This window comes from Phytopseudomonas punonensis (genome assembly GCF_900142655.1).
Taxonomy (GTDB): Bacteria; Pseudomonadota; Gammaproteobacteria; order Pseudomonadales; family Pseudomonadaceae; genus Aquipseudomonas; species Aquipseudomonas punonensis.
In genome coordinates, this window is the sequence record NZ_FRBQ01000001.1 from 702,961 (window position 1) to 722,762 (window position 19,802).

Consider the following 19,802-nt stretch of genomic DNA (forward strand, 5'->3'; position numbering starts at 1 on the left):
CTATTGGCGCAACTGGGCATAGGCGTCGTCGATACCCTCTTCGAAGCTGCGCACGAAGCGAGGCATGTCGAACAGCAGGGAGGTCTCTCGCCCCTGTTGCAGGCGCTGGCGCAGGTCGCGCAGACGCTCGGGGTCGCGAGCCAGTTCGATGGCACACTGCTCGTAGTCCACCAGATTCTCGGTGATCAGCTCGGGCAGTTCCAGCGCGGTAAGCAGGCTGCCTGCCATACGCGAGGCGAAGGTACGGCCAGAGCGGGTCAGAACCGGCAGCCCCATCCACAAGGCGTCATTAGCCGTGGTGCCGCCGTTGAACGGATAGGCGTCGAGGAACAGATCCGCCACCGTGTAGCGTGCCAGGTAGAGCTCCGGCGCCACTCGCGGGGCAAAAACCAGTCTGTCGGCGCTGACACCATGGCGCTCGGCGCAGGCGATCAGGTTGGCCTGCGACCATTGGTTGTCGGCCAGCAGCCAGAACAGGCTGTCCGGCACCGCAGCGAGGATGCGCATCCAGCAGGAGAACATCTGCTCGTTGAACTTGTAGTTGTTGTTGAAGCAGCAGAACACGAAACGATCTTCCGGCAGGCCGCACTCGCTACGAGACGGCAATGGCGCCACCGGGCGCTGACGATCGTTGCACTGGAACACCGGCAGGTACAGCGGTTTTTCGCTGTAGAAGGGCTTCTCGTCTTCGGGAATCAGGTAGCGGTCGGCAATCACGTAGTCGACGCAGGGCAGACCGGTTGGCCCCGGGAAGCCCAGATAGGTGAGCTGCAGTGGTGCCGGGCGGTAAGCCAGGATGTTCGGCCGCGCCCCCGACGTCAGCCCCTGCAGATCGACTAGGATGTCGATCTCGTGCTGGCGGATCAGTTGGGCGGCGCTGGCATCGTCCAGACCGCCGATCGGCATGAAGTGATCCATGGCCGCCTTCACCCGCGCCCGCAACGCCGAGCCATCCTCGCGACTCCAGCAGAAGCCGTAGACCTCGAAACGCTCGCGGTCGAGCAGTTCGAACAGCTCGACCGTCAGCAGCGACACCGCGTGCAGGCAAAAATCCGAGGACAGGAAGGCGATCCGCAACTTGGTGTGGGCATAGCCATTGGGCGGCGCCAGCAGAGCGACTCGCTGGTCGACCCGCTCGTTGACGAAATGCATGGCCGTGGCCAATTGCAGACCCGGATCGTCACTGGCCGACAGCATCGCCAACGGCGAGGTGGATTTGAGCAGGTCACCGCGCGACAGCCCCGCCGTTGGGACCAGCACCGGCCACTGGCACTGTTTCTGGCGTAGGTGCACCCAATGCTGGATCACCTTGGGCTGGTCGGGCTCGGCTTGCAGGCTGGCCAGCAGCTTCTGCTCGGCCGCCTCCAGCTTGCGCACCTCTTCCATCAGCCGGCCCATGCTGTTGAGCACCATGATGTAAAGGTCGTGATTCAGGTCAGGCGCCACCAGCGGGTGATCGAGCATCGATTGCCAGATTACCAGGGCGTTTTCCGCACGGCCCTGACGCTCGATCACTGCACCCAGGTTGAACCAGGCCTGGACGAAATCCGGCTTGCGGACGATTGCCGCGCGGTAGGCCTGTTCAGCAGCCGGCAACTGCTCCAGCTGCGCCAGCGTCACGCCCAGGTTGAACTGCACGATGTAGTCGGCACTCGAGCTGCAATGCTGCAACCAGGTCTGGTAGAGCCGCACAACATCGGCGGGTCGACCGGCATGGCCCAGGCGCTCGGCCACGGCAATCAATTGCATGGGTTCGAGTGCGGCCTGCTCGGAGAACTGCAGCGCGGTGAGCAGGACCAGATCTAGATTCGGACTTTCCAGCGGATTTGCGGACATGTAGGCGTCTTATCAGGCAATGGGTTGCACATCAACATCGCGCGACGGCGCTCAAGCGCCGCCGCGCGATGGGTGTCCAGCGTCTACTCAGGAGTAGAAGCTGGTGTGCACGTTGCTGGCAACCAGCAACTGGATATCGCCGTCGTTGTACACCTCGTAGCTGGTGCCGTCGACCTTGACGGTGCCGGCAGCCTGCCACTGATCGGCCGAACCGGCGATCTGCACGCTGTCATTGGCATCGCCATTGACGATCAGTTGTACCGGCTGCGAAGCCCCCAGGCCACTGGTATCGACCAGCCCGGTCTGACCGAACTGGCTGACGCTCTCGGCATCGAGCTTCAGCTTGCTGGCCGCACCGCCGTCATTGCCGAGGTCGATGCGGCTCAGGCTGTGCTCGCTGACCGACTCAGGCTTGAGCGTGGTCAGGTCGAGCGTCTGTGTCTCGGCATCACTGCTGCGGAACCAGGCGTCGACCAAGCTGCGAACCTGACCGTCGACCGTCTCGTAGCTGCCAGTCAGGCCGATCCAGTTGCCGTTGCTCAGCTCGCTGCTCGCCTGCGAACTCAGGTTGATGCTGGCGATACCCAGGTTCGACAGGCCGTACAGCTCGTCGGCCTGGCTGACGCCATCCTGGTTGGCATCGACCCAGACACGCAACGAAGCGAAGGCATCATCACTGGCATCGATACGGCCATCCTGATTGCTGTCCAGCTCGGCCAGGGCCTCGAAACCATTCTTGGCCTTGCTACCGTCAGCCAGGGTGGTCGCGGTACCGAACAGCTCGCTACCATCGTTGATGATGCCATCGCCGTTGCGGTCGAGCGCCAGCATGCCATCACCGCGGCCTACCCAACCGGTGGTATCGAGATCGCCGTCACCGTCGATATCGAACTGGGTACCGGCTCTCCAGCTCAGGGTCTGCGCACCGTCGCCATTGAGATCGAGGATCAGCGGCGAGGTGGTTATCTCGGCACGCTGCTCGCTGCTCATGGCCGCCAGTTGCGCCGCCGTGAAGGCGTCGGCCTGTGCCATGGTCAGAAGGCTCAACTGATCGGTGGTCAGTGCCGGGATGTCCGCCACATCGATGGCACGCAGTTGCGCCGTGCTCAACGCCGCGAAGTCAGCCGACTCGATGGCCCCGATCTGCGCCGAGGACAGCGCGACGATGTCGGCCGTTTCCAGGGCAGCGATCTGCGCACTGCTCATTGCCGCGATCTGGGTCAGGGTCAGCGCCTTGACCTGGGCCGTGGTCAATGCCACCACCTGATCGGTACTCAGCACCTGGATCTGAGCCGCAGTCAGCGACGCCAGGTCGGTGTTCTGCATGGCCTGGATCTGCGTCGTGGTCAGCGCCTGCAGAGCGTTGTTGGTCAGCGCCGCGACCTGCTCGGTGGTCAGGCCGTAGACCTGCGCAGCGGTCAGTGCCTGCACCTGGGCCGTGGTCAGCGCCTGGATCTGATCGGTGCTCAGCGCCGCCAGGTCGGAGATCTGCATGGCCTGGATCTGCGCCGTGGTCAACGCCTGCAGGTCGTCCAGTGCCATCGCGTGGTACTGGGCAGTGGTCAGCGCAACGATCTGCGCCGTGGTCAGTGCCTGCACCTGGGCGGTGGTCAGCGCAACGATCTGCTCGGTGCTCAGCGCCGCCAGGTCGGAGCCCTGAATGGCCTGGATCTGCGCCGTACTCAGGGCAGCCAGATCGGCGGTTTCCATCGCCGCGAACTGCTCGCTGGTCAGGGCCACGATCTGCGCCGTCGTCAGAGCCTGAACCTGGGCAGTGGTCAGCGCCACCACCTGGGCAGTGGTCAGCGAAGCGACGTCAACGCCCTGCATAGCAGCGATCTGCTCGGTAGTCAGCGCCTGCAACTGGGCGATGGTCAGCTTGGACACCTGCTCGGTGGTGAGCTTGACGATCTGCTCGGTGGTCAGCGACTCGACCTGCTCGGTCGTCAGCACCTGCAGTTGCCCGGTACTGAGCAGCGCCAGGTCACTGGCATCGAGCGCACGAATCTGCGCCGTGGTCAGTGCAACCAGATCCTGGGTTTCCAGCGCTTCGACCTGGGCACTGCTCAAGCCCTTGATCTGATCGGTGGTCAACGCCTGGAACTGGTCGCTGGTCAGCGCACGCACCTGAGCCGTGGTGAAGGCCGCCAGATCACGGGTTTCCATGGCCTGCAGCTGGGCAGCGGTTAACGCCTGCACCTGATCGGTGGTCAGCGCTGCGGCCTGGGCCGTGGTCAAACCAACGATCGCTGCCGTGTTCAGCTTCGCCACATCGGCCACTTCCATCGCCACCAGTTGCGCAGTGCTCAGCGCGGCGAGCTGGGCAGAGCCCAACGCCTCGGCCTGCGCCGTGGTCAAGGCAACGATCTGCGCGGTGGTCAGCGCCGCCACGTCGGAGGTCTTCAGCGCCACGATCTGCGCCGTCGTCATCTCCGCGAAATCGGCGACTTCCAGCGCGTTGACCTGGGCACTGGTCAGCGCCTGGATCTGCAGCGTGGTCAGCGCCTTAACCTGATCACTGCCCAGGGCAACGATCTGCGCCGTGGTCAGTGCCGCCAGGTCGACGGTGTTCAGCGCCACGATCTGCGCCGTGGTCAATGCCGCGACCTGCGCCGTGGTCAGCGCTGCAGCCTGCTCGGCGCTCAGGCCTTGCAGCGTGCTGGTGGTCAACGCGACCAGGTCTTCGGTTTCCATGCGGGTCAGTTGCGCCGTACTCAGCGCCGCCAGTTGTCCAGAAGTGAGGGCCCCTGCCTGCTCGCTGGTCAGAGCGACGACTTGCGCAGTGGTCAGCCTGGCCACGTCGCGCGTTTGCATGGCGGCGATCTGCTCGGTGCTGAGCAGGGCGAAGTCGGCAGCCTCCAGCGCCGGAATCTGATCGGTGCTCAAGGCGACGATCTGCGCGGTGGTCAGTGCCTTGACCTGGTCACTGGTCAGCGCGGCGATCTGAGCGGTGCTCAGGGCAGCGATGTCACGGGTTTCCATGGCCTGAATCTGCGCGGTGGTCAGCGCTGCCAGGTCGACGGTTTCCATGGCCAGGAACTGGGCCGTGGTCAACGCCTGGATCTGCGCTGCGGTCAGCGCCGCCACCTGGGCCGTGGTCAGCGCGACGATCTGGGCGCTGGTCAGACCGGAGATGTCGGCCGTCTCGATCGCACGGATCTGCGTGGTGCTCAGGGCCGCCAGATCGACGGTCTCAAGCTCGGCCAGCTGCGCCTTGGTCAACGCCTGGATCTGTTCGTTGGTCAGTGCCTGTACCTGCGCCGTGGTCAACGCGACGATCTGCGCCGAGGTCAACGCCGCGACGTCAGCCGCCTCCAGCCCGGAGATCTGGGCCGTGGTCAGGGCCTGGATGTCAGCGGTCTCCAGTGCGGCGACCTGGGCAGTGGTCAGTGCCTGCACCTGATCGATGCTCAGTGCCTGGACCTGCGCCGTCGTCAGCGCCACCACCTGAGCGGTGCTCAGGGCAGCGATCTGCGACAGCTGCAGGCCAGCCAGCTGGGTGCTGCTGAGCAGCGCCAGGTCAGCAGTTTCCAGTGCACGAATCTGCGCGGTGGTCAGCGAACCGATCTGATCCAGGGTGATGGCCTGTACCTGCGCCGAGGTCAACTGCGGAATCACGCTGGTGGACAGCGCAGCCAGCGACTGGCCATCGAGAGCAGCGATCTGCGCCGTGGTCAGGTTGATTACCTGGGCCGACGTCAAGGCCGCCACCTGGGCGGTAGACAGAAGCTGGACCTGGTCGGCAGTCAGCGCGGCGATATCAGCGGTTTCCATCAGCGCGATCTGCGCTGTGGTAAGGGACGCGATCTGCTCGAAGACCAGGGCTTGCACCTGAGCCGTGGTCAGCGCCACCAGTTGGGCCGAGCTGAGCGACTGGATGACAGCCGTGCTCAGCGCAGCGACCTGAGCGACGGTCAGGCTCGACAGCTGTCCAGTGCTAAGCGCAGCGACCTGCACGGTGCTCAGTGCCTGCACCTGCTCTTCGGTCAGGGCTGCAATGTCCGCCGTGCTCATCACTTCGATCTGCGCCGTGCTCAGGCGAGCGATCTGCGCCGTGGAGAACTCGGCGAAACGATCCGGCGTCAGCGCCACGATCTGCGCCGTGGTCAGCGCCGACACCTGGGCCGTGGTCAGTGCACTGACCTGCTCCAGGGTCAGGGCGGCGACATCGGCGGTTTCCAGTACTCGCACCTGAGCTGTGGAGAGCGCCGCGATCTGCTGGTTGGTCAAGGCCACGACCTGCGCCGTGGTCAGCGCCATGACCTGCTCGTTGGTCAGAGCCCGCAGGTCTTCGGTCTGGATCGCGCTGACCTGATCGGCACCCAGGGCGGCCAGGTCGGCGGTTTCCATGGCGCGGATCTGCGCAGTGGTCAACGCGATGATCTGGTCAGCCGTCAGGGCAGCAACCTGCGCAGTGGTCAGCCCCTGGATCTGCGCAGCGGTCAACGCCTCGATCTGCGCCGTACTCAGGGCCGCGATGTGGCTACTGCTCAGCGCGGCCAGGTCTACGACCTCCAGTGCACGCACCTGTGCCGTGCTCAGGGCAGCGAGCTGGACATCGGTGAGCGCGGCGGCCTGGGCGGTGGTCAGCGCCACCAGTTGGGCGTTGCTCAGCACGGCGAAGTCCTGGCTTTCCAGCGCGGCGACCTGGCCGGTAGTCAGCGCCTGGATCTGCGCGGTGGTCAGCGCCTGCATCTGCGCAGTGGTAAGGGCCTGTACCTGGCTGGTGGTCAGCGCGGCAAGATCCTCGGTTTCCAGGATGCGAACCTGGCGTGTGGTCCAGGCGGCGATCTGCTCGGTGGTTAGCGACGGGACGTTGCTCGGCGTCAGCGAGTTGATGAAGGCCAGATCCGCCGAGTTCAGCGCATCCGGGCTCAAGGCCGCCGTTTGCTCGCCGTTCAGCGCCCCCAATTGCGCGCTACTCAGCGCGGCTGCCTGTGCAGTGCTCAGCTCGGCCAGTTGCTCCGGCGTCATCGAGGCGAAGTCGGCCACTTCCAGAGCGGCCACCTGGGCGGTGGTCAGAGCGGCGACCTGGGCCAGCGACAGCGAAGCGACCTGCACCGTGCTGAGGCCGGCGATGGCGGCCGTGGACAGGGCAGCCAGATCCGCGGTTTCCAGGCTACCAAGTTGGTCGAGCCCCAGTGCAGCGATCTGCGTGGCGGTAAGTGCGGCCGCCTGCTGCGGAGTCAGCGCGGCGATCTGCACCTCGGACAGGATCGCGATATCGCCTGTCTCCAGCACAGCCACCTGCGCCGTGGTCAGCGCCGCCACCTGGGCGGAGGACAGCTGCTCGATCTGGGCAGTGGTCAGGGCCACCATCTGAGCCGTGCTCAACGCGGCGACCTGGGCGGTGGTCAGACCGGCTACCTGCTCCTGGGTCAGGGCCGCGATATCGGCGGTTTTCAGCGCGCGGATCTGTACCGAGCTGAGTGCCGCCAGATCAGCGACCTCCAGCGATGCCACCTGCTCGCTGCTCATAGCAGCGATCTGGGCGGTGGTCAGGGCAGCACTCTGCGCGCTGGTCAGGGCAATGATCTGCTCGGTGCCGAGGGCAACGATGTCCGCCGTTTCCAGGGCGCGGATCTGCGCCGTGCTCAGGGCAGCGACCTGCTCACCCGTCAGTGCATGCACCTGGGCGGTGGTCAGGGCAACGATCTGTGCCGTGCTCAGGCCCTGCAGGTCGCCACTCTGGATGGCGGCTACCTGGATGGTGGTCAGCGCCGCGACCTGGCCAGTGGTCAGCGCCGCGAACTGCGCGCTGGTCAGGGCGACGATCTGCGGCTGGGTCAGGGCAACCAGGTCAGTCGTTTCCAGGGCGCGGATCTGCGTCGTGGTCAGGGCAGCCAGGTCATCGGTTTGCAGTGCAGCGACCTGGGCGCCGGTGAGCGCGACGATCTGAGCAGTGGTCAGTGCGGCCACTTGGCCAGTGGTCAGCGCGACGACCTGAGCGGTGCTCAGTGCCTGGACGCTAGCGGTGGACAGGGCAACGACCTGGCCAGTGCCCAGAGCAGCGATCTGCTCGACACCCATCGCACGAACCTGCGCCGTACTCAGAGCCTGCAGTTGCAGGTTAGTGAGCGCAGCCAGGTCAGCGCTTTCGATAGCAGCAACCTGTGTGGTGGTCAGGGCCCCCACCTGAGCGATGGTAAGCTTGGCGATCTGGGTGCTGGTCAGGGCAGCGATCTGCTCGACCGTCATGGCCGCCAGATCGGCGGTTTCCAGCGCAACGATCTGCGCCGTGGTCAGCGCCGCGACATCGACCGGCTCCAGAGCGGAAACCTGGGCGGTGGTCAGGGCGATGATCTGCGCCGTGGTCAGTGCCTGGATCTGCGCGGTGCTCAGCGCAGCCAGCTGATCGCTGGTCAGGGCGGCGAAATCGGCGATTTCCAGCGCACGCACTTGGGCAGTCCCCAGAGCGGCGATCTGCGACGGACTCAAGGCACGGATCTGTGCCGTGGTCAGGGCGACCAGTTGCGCAGAACTCATGCCCTGCAGGTCGGCGAGCTCCAGCTCGGCGACCTGGGCGGTGGTCAGTGCGGCGACCTGGGCAGTGGTCAGTGCGGCAACCTGAGCCGGCCGCAGGGCAACGATCTGATCAGCGCTCAAAGCCACCAGATCCGCCGTCTCCAGCGCGGCGACCTGAGCCGTGGTCAGAGCGGAGACTTGCGCCGTGGTCAGCGCAGCCATCTGGTCAGAGGTCAGGCTTGGAATCAGCAAGGCACTGATAGAAGCCAGGTCGACGGTTTCCAGGGCAACGATCTGGTCGACCGTCAGGGCCGCCAGCTGAGTCGCCTTCAATGCGGCGACCTGGGCGCTGCTGAGCGCGACGATCTGGGCGGCGGTGAGGGCAGCCACGTCAGCCGTTTCCAGGGACTGGACCTGTGCCGAGGTCAGCGCGGCGACCTGCGCCGTGGTCAGCGACTCGATCTGCGCCGTGGTCAGGGCCACCAGCTGAGCGCTACTCAGAGCCTGGATCTGCATTGTGGTCAGTTTGTTGACCTGATTGGCGCTGAGCGCCGCCAGGTCTGCGGTTTCGATGGCCTTGATCTGAGCCGCCGTGAGCGAGCGCAGTTGTCCGCTGCTCAGCGCAGCCAGTTGTGCCGAACTCATGGCTGCTATCTGGGCAGTACCCAGGGCGGCCAGATCGACGTTCTCCAGTACAGCCACCTGGCTTGGCGCCAGAGCGGCAACCTGGGCCGTGGTCAGGGCGGACGCCTGGGCCGTGGTCAGCGCTACCAGCTGGGCGCTGCTCAGGGCCGGCAGATCGACGGCATCGATGGCACGGATCTGCGCGCTGGTCAGCGCCTGCAGGCCAGCGGTAGTGAGGGCGGCCAGTTGATCACTGCCAAGTGCGGCGACCTGCGACGTGGTCAGCGCAACCACCTGATTGGTGGTCAACGCGGCGACCTGGGCCGCTTGCAGAGCAGCGACATCGACGGTTTCCAACTTGGCGATCTGGCTCGGGCTGAGCGCTACCAGGTCGGCCGTTTCTAGGGCAGCCACCTGAGTGGTGGTCAGCGCCTGCAGTTGCGCGCTGGTCAGCGCCGCCACTTGGGCGGTGGTCAGAGCCACGATCTGGTCAGTCGTCAGGGCAGCCAGATCGACGGTTTCCATTGCCACGAGCTGGGCGGTGGTCAGCGCCTGCAGGTCATCCAGGGCCAACGCCTGAACCTGAGCGGTAGTCAGTGCCACGATTTGCGCATTGCTCAACGCCTGGATCTGCGCAGTCGTGAGCGCTGCCAGTTGATCGGCCTTGAGCGCCACCAGGTCGGCGGTCTCGATGGCCCGCACCTGCGCAGTAGTCAGCGCGGCGATCTGGTTGACACTCAGCGCCTGCACCTGATCGGAGCTCAAGGCCACGATCTGAGCAGTGCTCAGGGCACGCAGGTCGACGGCTTCCAGCGCGGCGATCTGATCGGTGGTCAGTTTGCCGATCTGAGCTGTACTCAGAGCGGCGACCTGCGCGGTGGTCAGCGCCGCGATCTGGGCATCGGTTAGCGCCGCCAGGTCAGCGGTTTCCAGCGCACGGATCTGCGTGGTGGTCAGCGCCACCAGATCGGCCAGCTCAAGAGCCGCAACCTGAGCGGTGGTCAGCGCGACGACCTGCTCAGTGCTCAGCGCGGCTACCTGGGCAGTGGTCAGCGCCTGAATCTGCTCGGCCGACAGGGCGGCGAGATCGGTGGTTTCCAAGGCGCGGATCTGCGCTGTGGTGAGGGCCGGTACCTGATCGAGCGTCAGCGCCTGCACCTGGATGCTGGTCAGCGCAACGATCTGTGCGGTGGTCAGACGAACCAGGTCGGAGGTCTGCAGGGACGCGATCTGCGCCGTCGGCAAGCTGGCGATCTGCGCGGTGGTCAGCGCGGTCGGCTGCGAACCGCTAAGGGCATAGACCTGATCCTGACTGAGCGCCGCAAGATCGGCAGTTTCCAGCGCCGCAATCTGAGTGCTGGTCAGTTGGGTGATCTGCGCCGTGGTCAGCGCGGCGATCTGCGCAGTGGTCAGCGCCACGATCTGCGCGGTGCTGAGGGTACGCAGGTCTGCACTTTCCAGCGCCGCTACTTGGGTCTGGGTCAGATTGGCGACCTGCGCCGTGCTCAGGGCGGCGATCTGCGCTGTGGTCAGGGCCTGAATCTGCGCGGTGCTCATGGCCGCCAGGTCGGCAGTTTCCAGCGCGCGCACCTGTAGCGTGGACAGTGCCTGAATCTGACTGCTGGTGAGGGCGGCAACCTGCTGACTGGTCAGGTCGACGATCTGTGCGGTCGATAGGGCAGCGACCTGCGCCGTGTTCAGGGCAGAGACTTGTTCGGTGGTCAGCGCGACCAGATCCTCGGATTGCAGCGCACGCAACTGCGCGCTGCTCAGTCCGGCCAGATCGGCCAGCTCAATGGCCGCGACCTGCGCCGTGGTCAGCGCGACGATTTGCGCGGTGCTCAACGCGGCCACCTGCTCCAGGCTCAGGCCGGCGACTTGTTCGGTGGTCAACGCGGCCAGGTCGTCGGTCGCCAGTGCACGCACCTGGGTGGTGCTCAGGCCAGGCAATTGCTCGACGCTCAGGGCACGTACCTGATCGGTGGTCAACGCCACGATCTGCGCCGTGCTCAGGGCCTCAAGCTGGCGGGTCGAGAGAATCGCGATGCGATCGGTGGCAATGGCGGCCAGATCGGCGGTTTCCAGCGCACGGACCTGTGCCGTGCTGAGTACAGCCACCTGATCGAGGGTCAGCGCGGCGACCTGCTGCGTGGTCAGCGCAACGATCTGCGCGGTGCTCAGCGCGGCGACATCCCCGGCTTCCAGCGCCGCCACCTGAGCGGTGGTCAGCGCAGCCACTTGGGCCACCTTGAGCGCGGCGATCTGCGCAGTGCCCATTGCCTGAAGTTGATCGGTACTGAGGGCGATGAGGTCTTCGGTCTCAATGGCGGCGATCTGCGCAGCACTGAGAGCCTGCAGTTGTTCGGCGGACAGCACCTGAACCTGCGCGCTGGTCAGCGCAGCGACCTGCGCCGTGGTCAGCGCGGCCACCTGGGCCGTGTTGATGCCAGCTATTTGCGTGATGCTCAGCGCGGCCACGTCCTCGGTATCCAGGGCGCGGATCTGCGCCGTGCTGAGCGCCTCCAACTGGCCGACACTGAGGGCGGCCACCTGCTCGGAACTCAGCGCGGTAATGCGGGTATTGCTCATGGCCGCCAGGTCGCCGGCCTCGAGAGCTTGGATCTGCGCGGTGCTCAGGGCGAACACCTGCTCGGTGGTCAGCGCGGCCACCTGGGCCGACGACAGTGCAATGACCTGGGCGCTGCTGAGCCCGGCCAGGCTGCCGGTGGACAATGCGGCCACTTGGGAAACGGTCAGGGCGGAAACCTGGTCAGGACTCAGAGCAGCCACTTGCGCCGAGGACAGGGCGGCAATTCCGCTGGTGGTGAGGCGCGACAGATCGGCCACTTCCATTGCAGCCAGTTGGTCGTTGCTAAGCGCTGCGATCTGGACGCTGGTCAGGCCACGAACCTGGGCCTGGGTCAGAGCGACGATCTGCTCGGTGCTCAGTACCGCGAGGTCTTCGGTCTCGATGGCGGCGATCTGAGCGGAAGTTAGCGCGGCAATCTGCTGGGAGCTCAGAGCAGCGATCTGCGCGGTGGTCAGACCGGCAATTGTGGCCGGCGCGAGCGCAGCCAGATCAAGGGCTTCGAAGGCGGCGATCTGCTCGGTGCTAAGTACAGCCATCTGCGAGGCGGTGAGCGCCGGTACCTGATCTTCGGTCAGGGCCGCGATCTGCGTGGTGCTCAGGGCCATGATCTGGTCGGTGGTCAGACCAGATATGGTGGTGCGACTGAGGGCCGCCAGATCGACGGCATCAAGCGCACGAATCTGCTCAGTGGTCAGGGCAGCCAGCTGCGCCGAGTTGAGCGAAACCACCTGATCTTCGGTGAGGGCAGCGATCTGGGCAGTGCCCAGGGCACGGATGTCGCTGGTATCGAGCGCGGCGAGTTGCGCACTGCTCAGGGCCGAGATCTGATCGACACTCAGCAAGGCTATCTGATCACTGCTCAGCGCGGCGATCTGGGCGGTGCTGAATACGCCGATATCCTCGACTTCCAGGGCGACGATCTGATCGCTGTTCAACACGGCGATCTGGCCGGTGCTCAGCGCGGCGACCTGGGCCACGCTGAGGGCCTGGATCTGCTCGGCGCTCAGGGCCCCAACCTGGGAGGTACCCAGGCTGCGGATGACGGCGGTGGAAAGTCTTTGCAGATCAGCCGGCTCGATGGCCGCGACCTGGGCACTGCTCAGGGCAGCGATCTGGGCGGTCCCGAATGCCGCGAACTGCTCATTGGTCAGGGCGACGATCTGCTCGTTGGTCAGGGCGGCCAGATCCTGGGTATCCAGGGCGGCGATCTGGGCGTTGCTAAGCGTCTGAATCTGATCGGTGGTCAGCGCTGCCACCTGGCTGCTGTCGAGCGCTTTGATGCTGGTCGTGGACAGCGCCATCAGATCACCCAGTTCTAGAGCGGCGACCTGGTCGCTGCTCAGGGCGGCAATCTGTGCGGTGCTCAGGGCGGCGATCTGGGCGGAACTGAGCGCCTGGATCTGCTCGGCGTTCAGGGCACGCAGGTCGACGGTTTCGAGCGCGCGGACTTGTGCCGTGGTCAACACCGCAAGCTGGTCAAGGCTCAGGGCAGACACCTGATCGGAGCCCAGTGCGACGATCTGCGAGGTCGTCAGCGCAGCGAGCTGGGCCGGCCTGAGGGCCAGCAATTGCTCCTGGCTGAGTGCAGCAACGTCAGCGGTATCCAGTGCAACGATCTGCGCCGTTCCCAGCGCGGCAATCTGATCGCTGGTCAAGGCCGCGACCTGGTCGCTGCTCAGGGCTTTAATGGCGGCAGCGGTCAATTGCTGGAGGTCGTCCACCTCGATCGCGGCGACCTGCTCGGTACTCAGCAGACCAAGTTGTGCGGTGCTCAGGGCGCGGATCTGCGCGCTGGTCAGGGCGGCGATCATCTCGCTGGTCAGGCCCTGCAGCTGGTTGCTGAGCAGGGCGGCGATACCGGCGGTGGAAATGGCGGCGAGATCGGCCGGCTCGAGCGCAGCAATCTGGCTGACGGACAAGGCACGCAATTGCGCGGTGGTAAGGGATGCGACCTGAGCCGTGGTCAGGGCAGCCAGCTGCTCCTCATCCAGCGCCTGCAGTTGCGCCGTGGTGAGCACACGGAAATTGGCGAGCGAGAGCGCGGCAATATCCTCGGGTTCCAGAGCAGCGATTTGCGTACTGGTCAGGCTGGCGATCTGCAGAGAACCGAGCGCAGCTATCTGGGCGCTGCTCAAGGCGGTGATCTGCTCTTGGCTGAGAGCGCGCAGGTCAGCCGTCTCCAGGGCGGCGACTTGGGCACTTCTCAGGGCAGCCAATTGCGCGGTGGTCAGCTCCGCCACCTGAATACTGGTCAGAGCGCGAATGGCCAAGGTCGACAGGGCCACCAGGTCTTCGGTCTGCAGGGCAGCGATCTGCTCGGGCGTCATGCCGGCGATCTGCTGAGTGCTGAGGGCCGCAATCTGCGCACTACTCAGTGCCGTGATCTGAGAGGTGTCGAGTGCTGCCAGGTCGCCCACATCGAGCGCGCGAACCTGAGCGGTGCTCAGGGCCGCCACCTGGGCCGTGCTCAGGGCAGCGACCTGGACGTTGGTCAGGCTGACGATGGCAGCGGTACTCAGGGCCGCGAGGTCATCGCTACCAAGCGCGGTGATCTGCTCGGTCAGCAGCTTGGAGACTTGCGCCGTGGTCAGGGCCGCTATCTGGGCGGAACTGAGGCTGGCAATCTGTGCCGTACTCAACTGCCGCAGATCGACCGTCTCGATAGCACGAATCTGTGCGACGGTCAGGGCTTTCACCTGGTCGGTGCTCAGGGCAACGAACTGGGCCGTGGTCAGGGCCACGATATCGTCAGTCTGCAGGGCACGAATCTGCGCTGAGCCCAGGGCTGCGAGCTGCTCGGCGCTCATGGCGCGGAAGTCTTCCGAGCCCAGCGCAACGATCTGGGCAGTCGTCAGGGCGGCGACTTGGGCACTGTCGAGCGCGGCCACCTGCTTGCTGGTCAACGCCACGATCTGGGCCGAACTCAACGCCACCAGTTGCGCGGTACTCAATGCCTGAATCTGCGAAGTGCTCAGCGCCACTACATCGATGGTGTCCAGGGCAGTGACCTGAACTGAGCTCAACGCAGCCAGCTGCTCGGTGCCGAGGGCAGCAACCTGTGCGGAAGCGAGCGCCTTGATCTGAATAGTGCTCAGTGCCTGCAACTGCTCGGTGGTCAGCGCCAGTACCTGAGCTGTGCTCAGCGAGACAAGCTGAGTAGCGGTCAGATTGGCGACCGCTGCCGTACTGAGCGCACTCAGATCCGTGGCTTCCAGCGCGCGCAACTGAGCGGTACTCAGGGCAGCGGCCTGGATTCTGGTCAACGCGGAGAACTGCTCGGAGTTCAACGCCGCGATCTGCGCCGTGCTGAGCACGCGCAGGTCGGCCACTTCGATGGCTGCGACCTGCACACTGGTCAGCGCAGCGACCTGGGCAGTGGTCAATGCAGCTACCTGCGAGGACGTCATGCCAGTAATCACGCTGGCGGAAAGCGCCTGCAGGTCGGCTGTCTCAAAGGCGCGAACCTGCGCTGTGGACATGGCGGCAACTTGGACAGAACTCAGGGCTGCCGCATGGGCGGTGCTCCAAGCGGCAATCTGGGCAGTCGTCAGCGAACGCACGGCTGTAATGCTCAAGGCCCCGATATCGCGCGCTACCTGCTGCTCATCACTCAGCGGCGAAGTGAGTGCGGCGATTTGCGCCGTGGTCATGGCCACCAACTGCGGAATGGTCAGAACCTCGACCTGCGAAGCAGTCAGCGCCGATACCTGGGCGGTCGTCATCGCTCGAATATCTGCAGTCTCGACGGCCATGACTTGGGCATTGGTCAGGCTCTGCACTTGGCTGACGCCCAAGCTGGCGACCTGGGCGGTGGTCATGCCGGCAATCACGGCAGTGGACAATGCAACTAGATCGGCGATCTCCAGCGCTGCTGTCTGTGCCGTGGTCAACGCCGCCACCTGAGCGGAAGACAGTGCGGCAGCCTGGAGCGTGGTCAGCGCCTGGATCTGGTCAGTGGTCAGCCGGGCCATTTGCGCGGCACTGAGGCCACGGATCGCCTGAGCGGTCAACGCAGCGAATTGCGTATCGTCAAGGGCAGTGATCTGCACGGGGGTCAGTGCCGCGACTTGGGCCGAGCTCAGGGCGGCGACTTGCTGCAGGTCAAAGGCGGCGAGCTGTGCACTGCTCAGCCCACGGAAATCACTGGCATCGATCGCAGCGATCTGAGCGGTGCTCAGCGCGGCTAATTGCGTCTCCGAGAGCGCAGCGATCTGCGAAGAGCTCATGCTCTTTATGGCGGCAGTGGATAGCCCCGCCAAATCACCAGCTTCGATGGAGTTAACTTGGGCAGTGCTCAGCGAGGCGATCTGGGCAACGGTAAGCGCGCCGATCTGCGCGGCGCTGAGCAGTGCCATGTCGGCCGTAGACAGACCCTGCAGGTCCGCCACGTCGAGCCTAGCGATTTGCGCGGTGGTCAGCGCCTGCACCTGGGCATCGGTCAAGGCTGCCACCTGGGCGCTGGTCAGACCGGAAATAACGGCAGCGGATATCGCGGCCAGATCTTCAGTCGCCAGGGCGGCGACTTGGTCGGTGGTCAGCGCGGTCAGTTGCGCGGCCTTCAGCACGGCAGCCTGCGCGGTGGTCAGCGCAATGAGCTGATCGTCGCTGAGCGCACGGATCTGAGCTGGAGTCAGCCCGGCGATCGCACTGGAAGACAACAGGGGGATGTTGCCATCATCAATGGCTTGGATCTGGGCAGTGGTCAACCCGGCGAGCTGCGCCGAAGTCAAAGCACCGAGCTGGCTGGCATCCAGTGCCGCGATTCTGGTAGTGCTCAACGCGGCGACATCGGCCACCTCCATGGCACGAATCTGGGCAGTGGTCAGGGCGGCCACCTGAGCAGCTGTCAGAACCGCTACTTGCGCCGTGGTCAGGCCGGGTATTGCGGCCACACTGATCGCGGCGAAGTCACTCGACTCGATAGCTTGCACAGCCGCCGTGCTCAGAGCACCCAGTTGGCTGAGCGTCAGCCGGGCGAACTGGGCAGAGCTCAGGGCAGCGATCTGCTCGGTACTCAAGACGCGCAGCTGGGCGACAGTCATGGACCCGATGACCGAAGCGGAAATGCCGGGCAGATCGGCCACTTCGATGGCGGCGACCTGCTCGGTGCTCAGGGCACCCAACTGGGCACCGGTCAGGCCGGCAAGCTGGGCGGAGTCGAGCGCCACGATCTGCGCGGTGGTCAAGGCTCTGACATCGGCAGTGTCGAGGCGACCGATTTGGGCGGAGCTCAAGGACTGGATCTGCGTATTGCTCAGCGACGCGACCTGGGCGGTGGTCAGGCCAGAAATATTAACAGCAGAGATGGAGGAAACGTCCAGAGCCTGCAGCTGTGCAGTGGTCAGCGCAGCCAGTTGCGCGGCAGTGAGCGCACCGATCTGACTGGCAGTCAGAGCATCCACCTGATCGGTGGTCAATGCAGCGACCTGAGAAACCTTGAGCGTACCGATGACCTGCGAGCTAAGCGCGGCGAAATCACTGGCATCGATGGCCTGCACCTGGGCACTGCCGAGACCGGCGAACTGCGCCGCCGTCAATGCGGCAACCTGATCGCTACCGAGTGCAACCAACTGGGCCGTCGTAAAGACAGCCACATCGGCCGCATCGAGACGAGCTATCTGCCCTGCAGTGAACGCCTTCACCTGCTCCGTGCTCAGCGCCGCAATCTGCGCAGTGGTGAAGCCGCCAACCACCGTGGCGGAGATCGCCGCCACATCGACTGTTTCCAGAGCCTGAATCTGAGCGGTGGTCAGGCTTGCCAACTGGCTACTATTCAAACGGCTGACCTGAATCGTGGTCAGCGCCTCTATCTGGGCCGTGGTCAGGCCAGCGACCTGCTGGTTGGTCAGCGCGATAACCGCAGCGTTGCTGAGGGCGGACACATCGGTACCGAGAGCAGCCAGCTTGGACGGTGTCAGCGCGCGAATCTGGGCCGTGCTCAGCACAGCGATCTGACTGGCATCCAAAGCGGCGAGCTGGTCAGAACCCAGCGCCGCGAAATCGGCGGACTCCATGCGCTGCAATTGCGCAGTGGTAAGGGCGGCAGCCTGACTGGCAGTCAGGGCGGCAGCCTGGGAAGGGGTCAGAGCGACGATCTGGGCCGTTGTGAGAACAGCAGTCTGGGCAGGCGTCAGGGCGGCAATCTGAGCAGTGGTCAAAGCGGCAAGATCGACGGTCTGCACCGCTTGCAGCTGATTGTTGCTAAACGCCTGGAGGCTATCACTGGTGAGCACGCGCACCTGTGCAGTGGTCAGCGCGACGACCTGCGCGGTGGTCATACCGGCTACGTCTTCGGTGGTCAGGGCGGCGATCTGATCGGTCGACAGCGCGGCGACTTGGGCGGTGGTCAGGCCAGTGAAAATGCTGCTCATCTTGTCTTACCTATAAGAAGGATATGTGCCTCAGCCTTGCCACCGGACACAGGCAAGCCGCCGCGGATATCGGGATCCGTTCATTGCTATCGTCGCGAAAGCGACAACCTAAAGGAGCTCTGAGAAAAATATTTTTGGGCCCGCGAGGTGCGGAAAATCGACGGAAGAACACCGCCAACACCATAATGGCACGATGCAACCATTAGTCAATTCGTTCAGCTCGCGTTCAGCAAAAAAAGCCAAACGGGCGCTGAGAATGCAGGGCGAAGAGAAAACGCAGAGGCGCCCTGCACGCCCCTGAGGTATGAAACATCAGCGCACCACGATACCGCGGCTGGCCATGTAGGCCTTCGCTTCGGGCACGGTGTATTCGCCAAAGTGGAAGATGCTCGCTGCCAGCACCGCAGCAGCCTTGCCTTCGAGGATGCCGTCGGCCAGGTGCTGCAGGTTGCCGACGCCACCGGAAGCGATCACCGGAATACCGACCGCCTCGCTGATGGCGCGGGTCACGCCCAGGTCATAGCCACTCTTCACGCCGTCCTGATCCATGCTGGTCAGCAGGATCTCGCCGGCGCCCAGGCCTTCCATCTTCATCGCCCACTGCACGGCGTCCAGCCCGGTGGGCTTGCGGCCGCCATGGGTGAAGATTTCCCAGCGCGGCGTCTCGCCCGGGCCGGAGACCTTCTTGGCGTCGATGGCGACCACGATGCACTGCGAACCGAAGCGCGACGCTGCTTCGCCAACGAACTCGGGGGTGAAAACTGCGGCGGTGTTGATCGACACCTTGTCGGCGCCGGCATTGAGCAGGTTGCGGATGTCCATCACGGTACGCACGCCACCGCCCACGGTCAGCGGGATAAACACCTGGCTGGCCATGCGCTCGACGGTGTGCAGCGTGGTATCGCGACCATCGACGCTGGCGGTGATATCGAGGAAGGTAATCTCATCGGCACCCTGCTCATCGTAGCGGCGAGCGATCTCCACCGGGTCGCCGGCATCGCGGATGTTCTCGAACTTGACGCCCTTGACCACGCGGCCGTTATCAACGTCGAGGCAGGGGATGATGCGCTTAGCCAGTGCCATACGGAGCTCCCGTAGGGTGGGTGCAACCCACCGATAAAGATTGCGTCAGTTGCGGCGGGCTTCACCCGCCCTACGGTTTAAACCTTGAAGTTGTCGCAGAACGCCTGCGCTTCAGCCACGTCCAGGGTGCCTTCATAAATCGCGCGGCCGGTGATGGCGCCGACGATGCCTGGCGAGCGGGCCAGCAGCAGCTTCTCGATATCACCGAGGTTGTGGATGCCACCGGAAGCGATCACCGGAATGCGGCTGGCAGCGGCCAGCGCGGCGGTGGCTTCGACGTTGCAGCCCTGCATCATGCCGTCTTTGGCGATGTCGGTGTAGACGATCGCCGACACACCATCAGCCTCGAAGCGCTTGGCCAGATCGGTGGCCTGCACGCTGCTGACTTCCGCCCAGCCGTCGGTGGCGACGAAACCGTCCTTGGCGTCCAGACCGACGATGACCTTGCCCGGGAACGCTTTGCAGGCGTCGGTGACGAACTGCGGGTCTTTCACCGCCTTGGTGCCGATGATCACGTAGCTGACGCCGGCCTTGACGTAGTGCTCGATGGTTTCCAGCGAGCGGATGCCGCCGCCGATCTGGATCGGCAGGTTCGGGTAACGCTTGGCGATGGCGGTGACTACTTCGCCATTGACTGGCTGGCCTTCGAAGGCGCCATTGAGGTCGACCAGGTGCAGACGACGGCAGCCGCCCTCGACCCACTTGGCAGCCATGCTCACCGGGTCATCGGAGAACACCGTGGAATCTTCCATGCGGCCCTGGCGCAGGCGTACGCAGGCACCGTCCTTGAGGTCGATAGCGGGGATAATCAGCATCTGCAGCACCTTTCTTGT

4 protein-coding genes are annotated in these 19,802 nt (G+C 64.7%); all 4 read right to left on the bottom strand.

Going from position 1 to position 19,802, the window contains the following annotated elements:
* The 4 genes from BUC40_RS03210 to hisA all read right to left on the bottom strand — a co-directional run bounded on the left by BUC40_RS03210 (position 1) and on the right by hisA (position 19,784).
* Positions 1-1,836 carry an O-linked N-acetylglucosamine transferase, SPINDLY family protein gene (locus BUC40_RS03210; protein ID WP_073262538.1) on the bottom strand — a complete coding sequence of 612 codons (1,836 nt, stop codon included), beginning with the start codon at positions 1,834-1,836 and terminating at the stop codon, positions 1-3.
* An 87-nt stretch (positions 1,837-1,923) separates the two neighbouring features.
* Positions 1,924-17,886: a beta strand repeat-containing protein gene (locus tag BUC40_RS03215; protein WP_073262540.1), complete on the bottom strand. Its 15,963-nt coding sequence runs from the start codon at positions 17,884-17,886 to the stop codon at positions 1,924-1,926.
* A 312-nt stretch (positions 17,887-18,198) separates the two neighbouring features.
* The gene (hisF, locus tag BUC40_RS03220; protein WP_073262542.1) at positions 18,199-18,969 is read right to left on the bottom strand and encodes an imidazole glycerol phosphate synthase subunit HisF; all 771 of its coding nucleotides are present in this window, start codon (positions 18,967-18,969) and stop codon (positions 18,199-18,201) included.
* A 77-nt stretch (positions 18,970-19,046) separates the two neighbouring features.
* A complete protein-coding gene (gene hisA / locus BUC40_RS03225; RefSeq protein ID WP_073262544.1) occupies positions 19,047-19,784 on the bottom strand; it encodes a 1-(5-phosphoribosyl)-5-[(5-phosphoribosylamino)methylideneamino]imidazole-4-carboxamide isomerase in 738 nt (245 codons plus the stop codon).
* Between the last annotated feature and the right edge of the window lie 18 nt (positions 19,785-19,802).

Excerpts from the sequence above, each read along its gene's own strand:
- BUC40_RS03210 (WP_073262538.1), bottom strand. The coding sequence starts at position 1,836 with ATGTCCGCAAATCCGCTGGAAAGTCCGAATCTAGATCTGGTCCTGCTC.
- BUC40_RS03215 (WP_073262540.1), bottom strand. The coding sequence starts at position 17,886 with ATGAGCAGCATTTTCACTGGCCTGACCACCGCCCAAGTCGCCGCGCTG.
- hisA (WP_073262544.1), bottom strand. The coding sequence starts at position 19,784 with ATGCTGATTATCCCCGCTATCGACCTCAAGGACGGTGCCTGCGTACGC.
- hisF (WP_073262542.1), bottom strand. The coding sequence starts at position 18,969 with ATGGCACTGGCTAAGCGCATCATCCCCTGCCTCGACGTTGATAACGGC.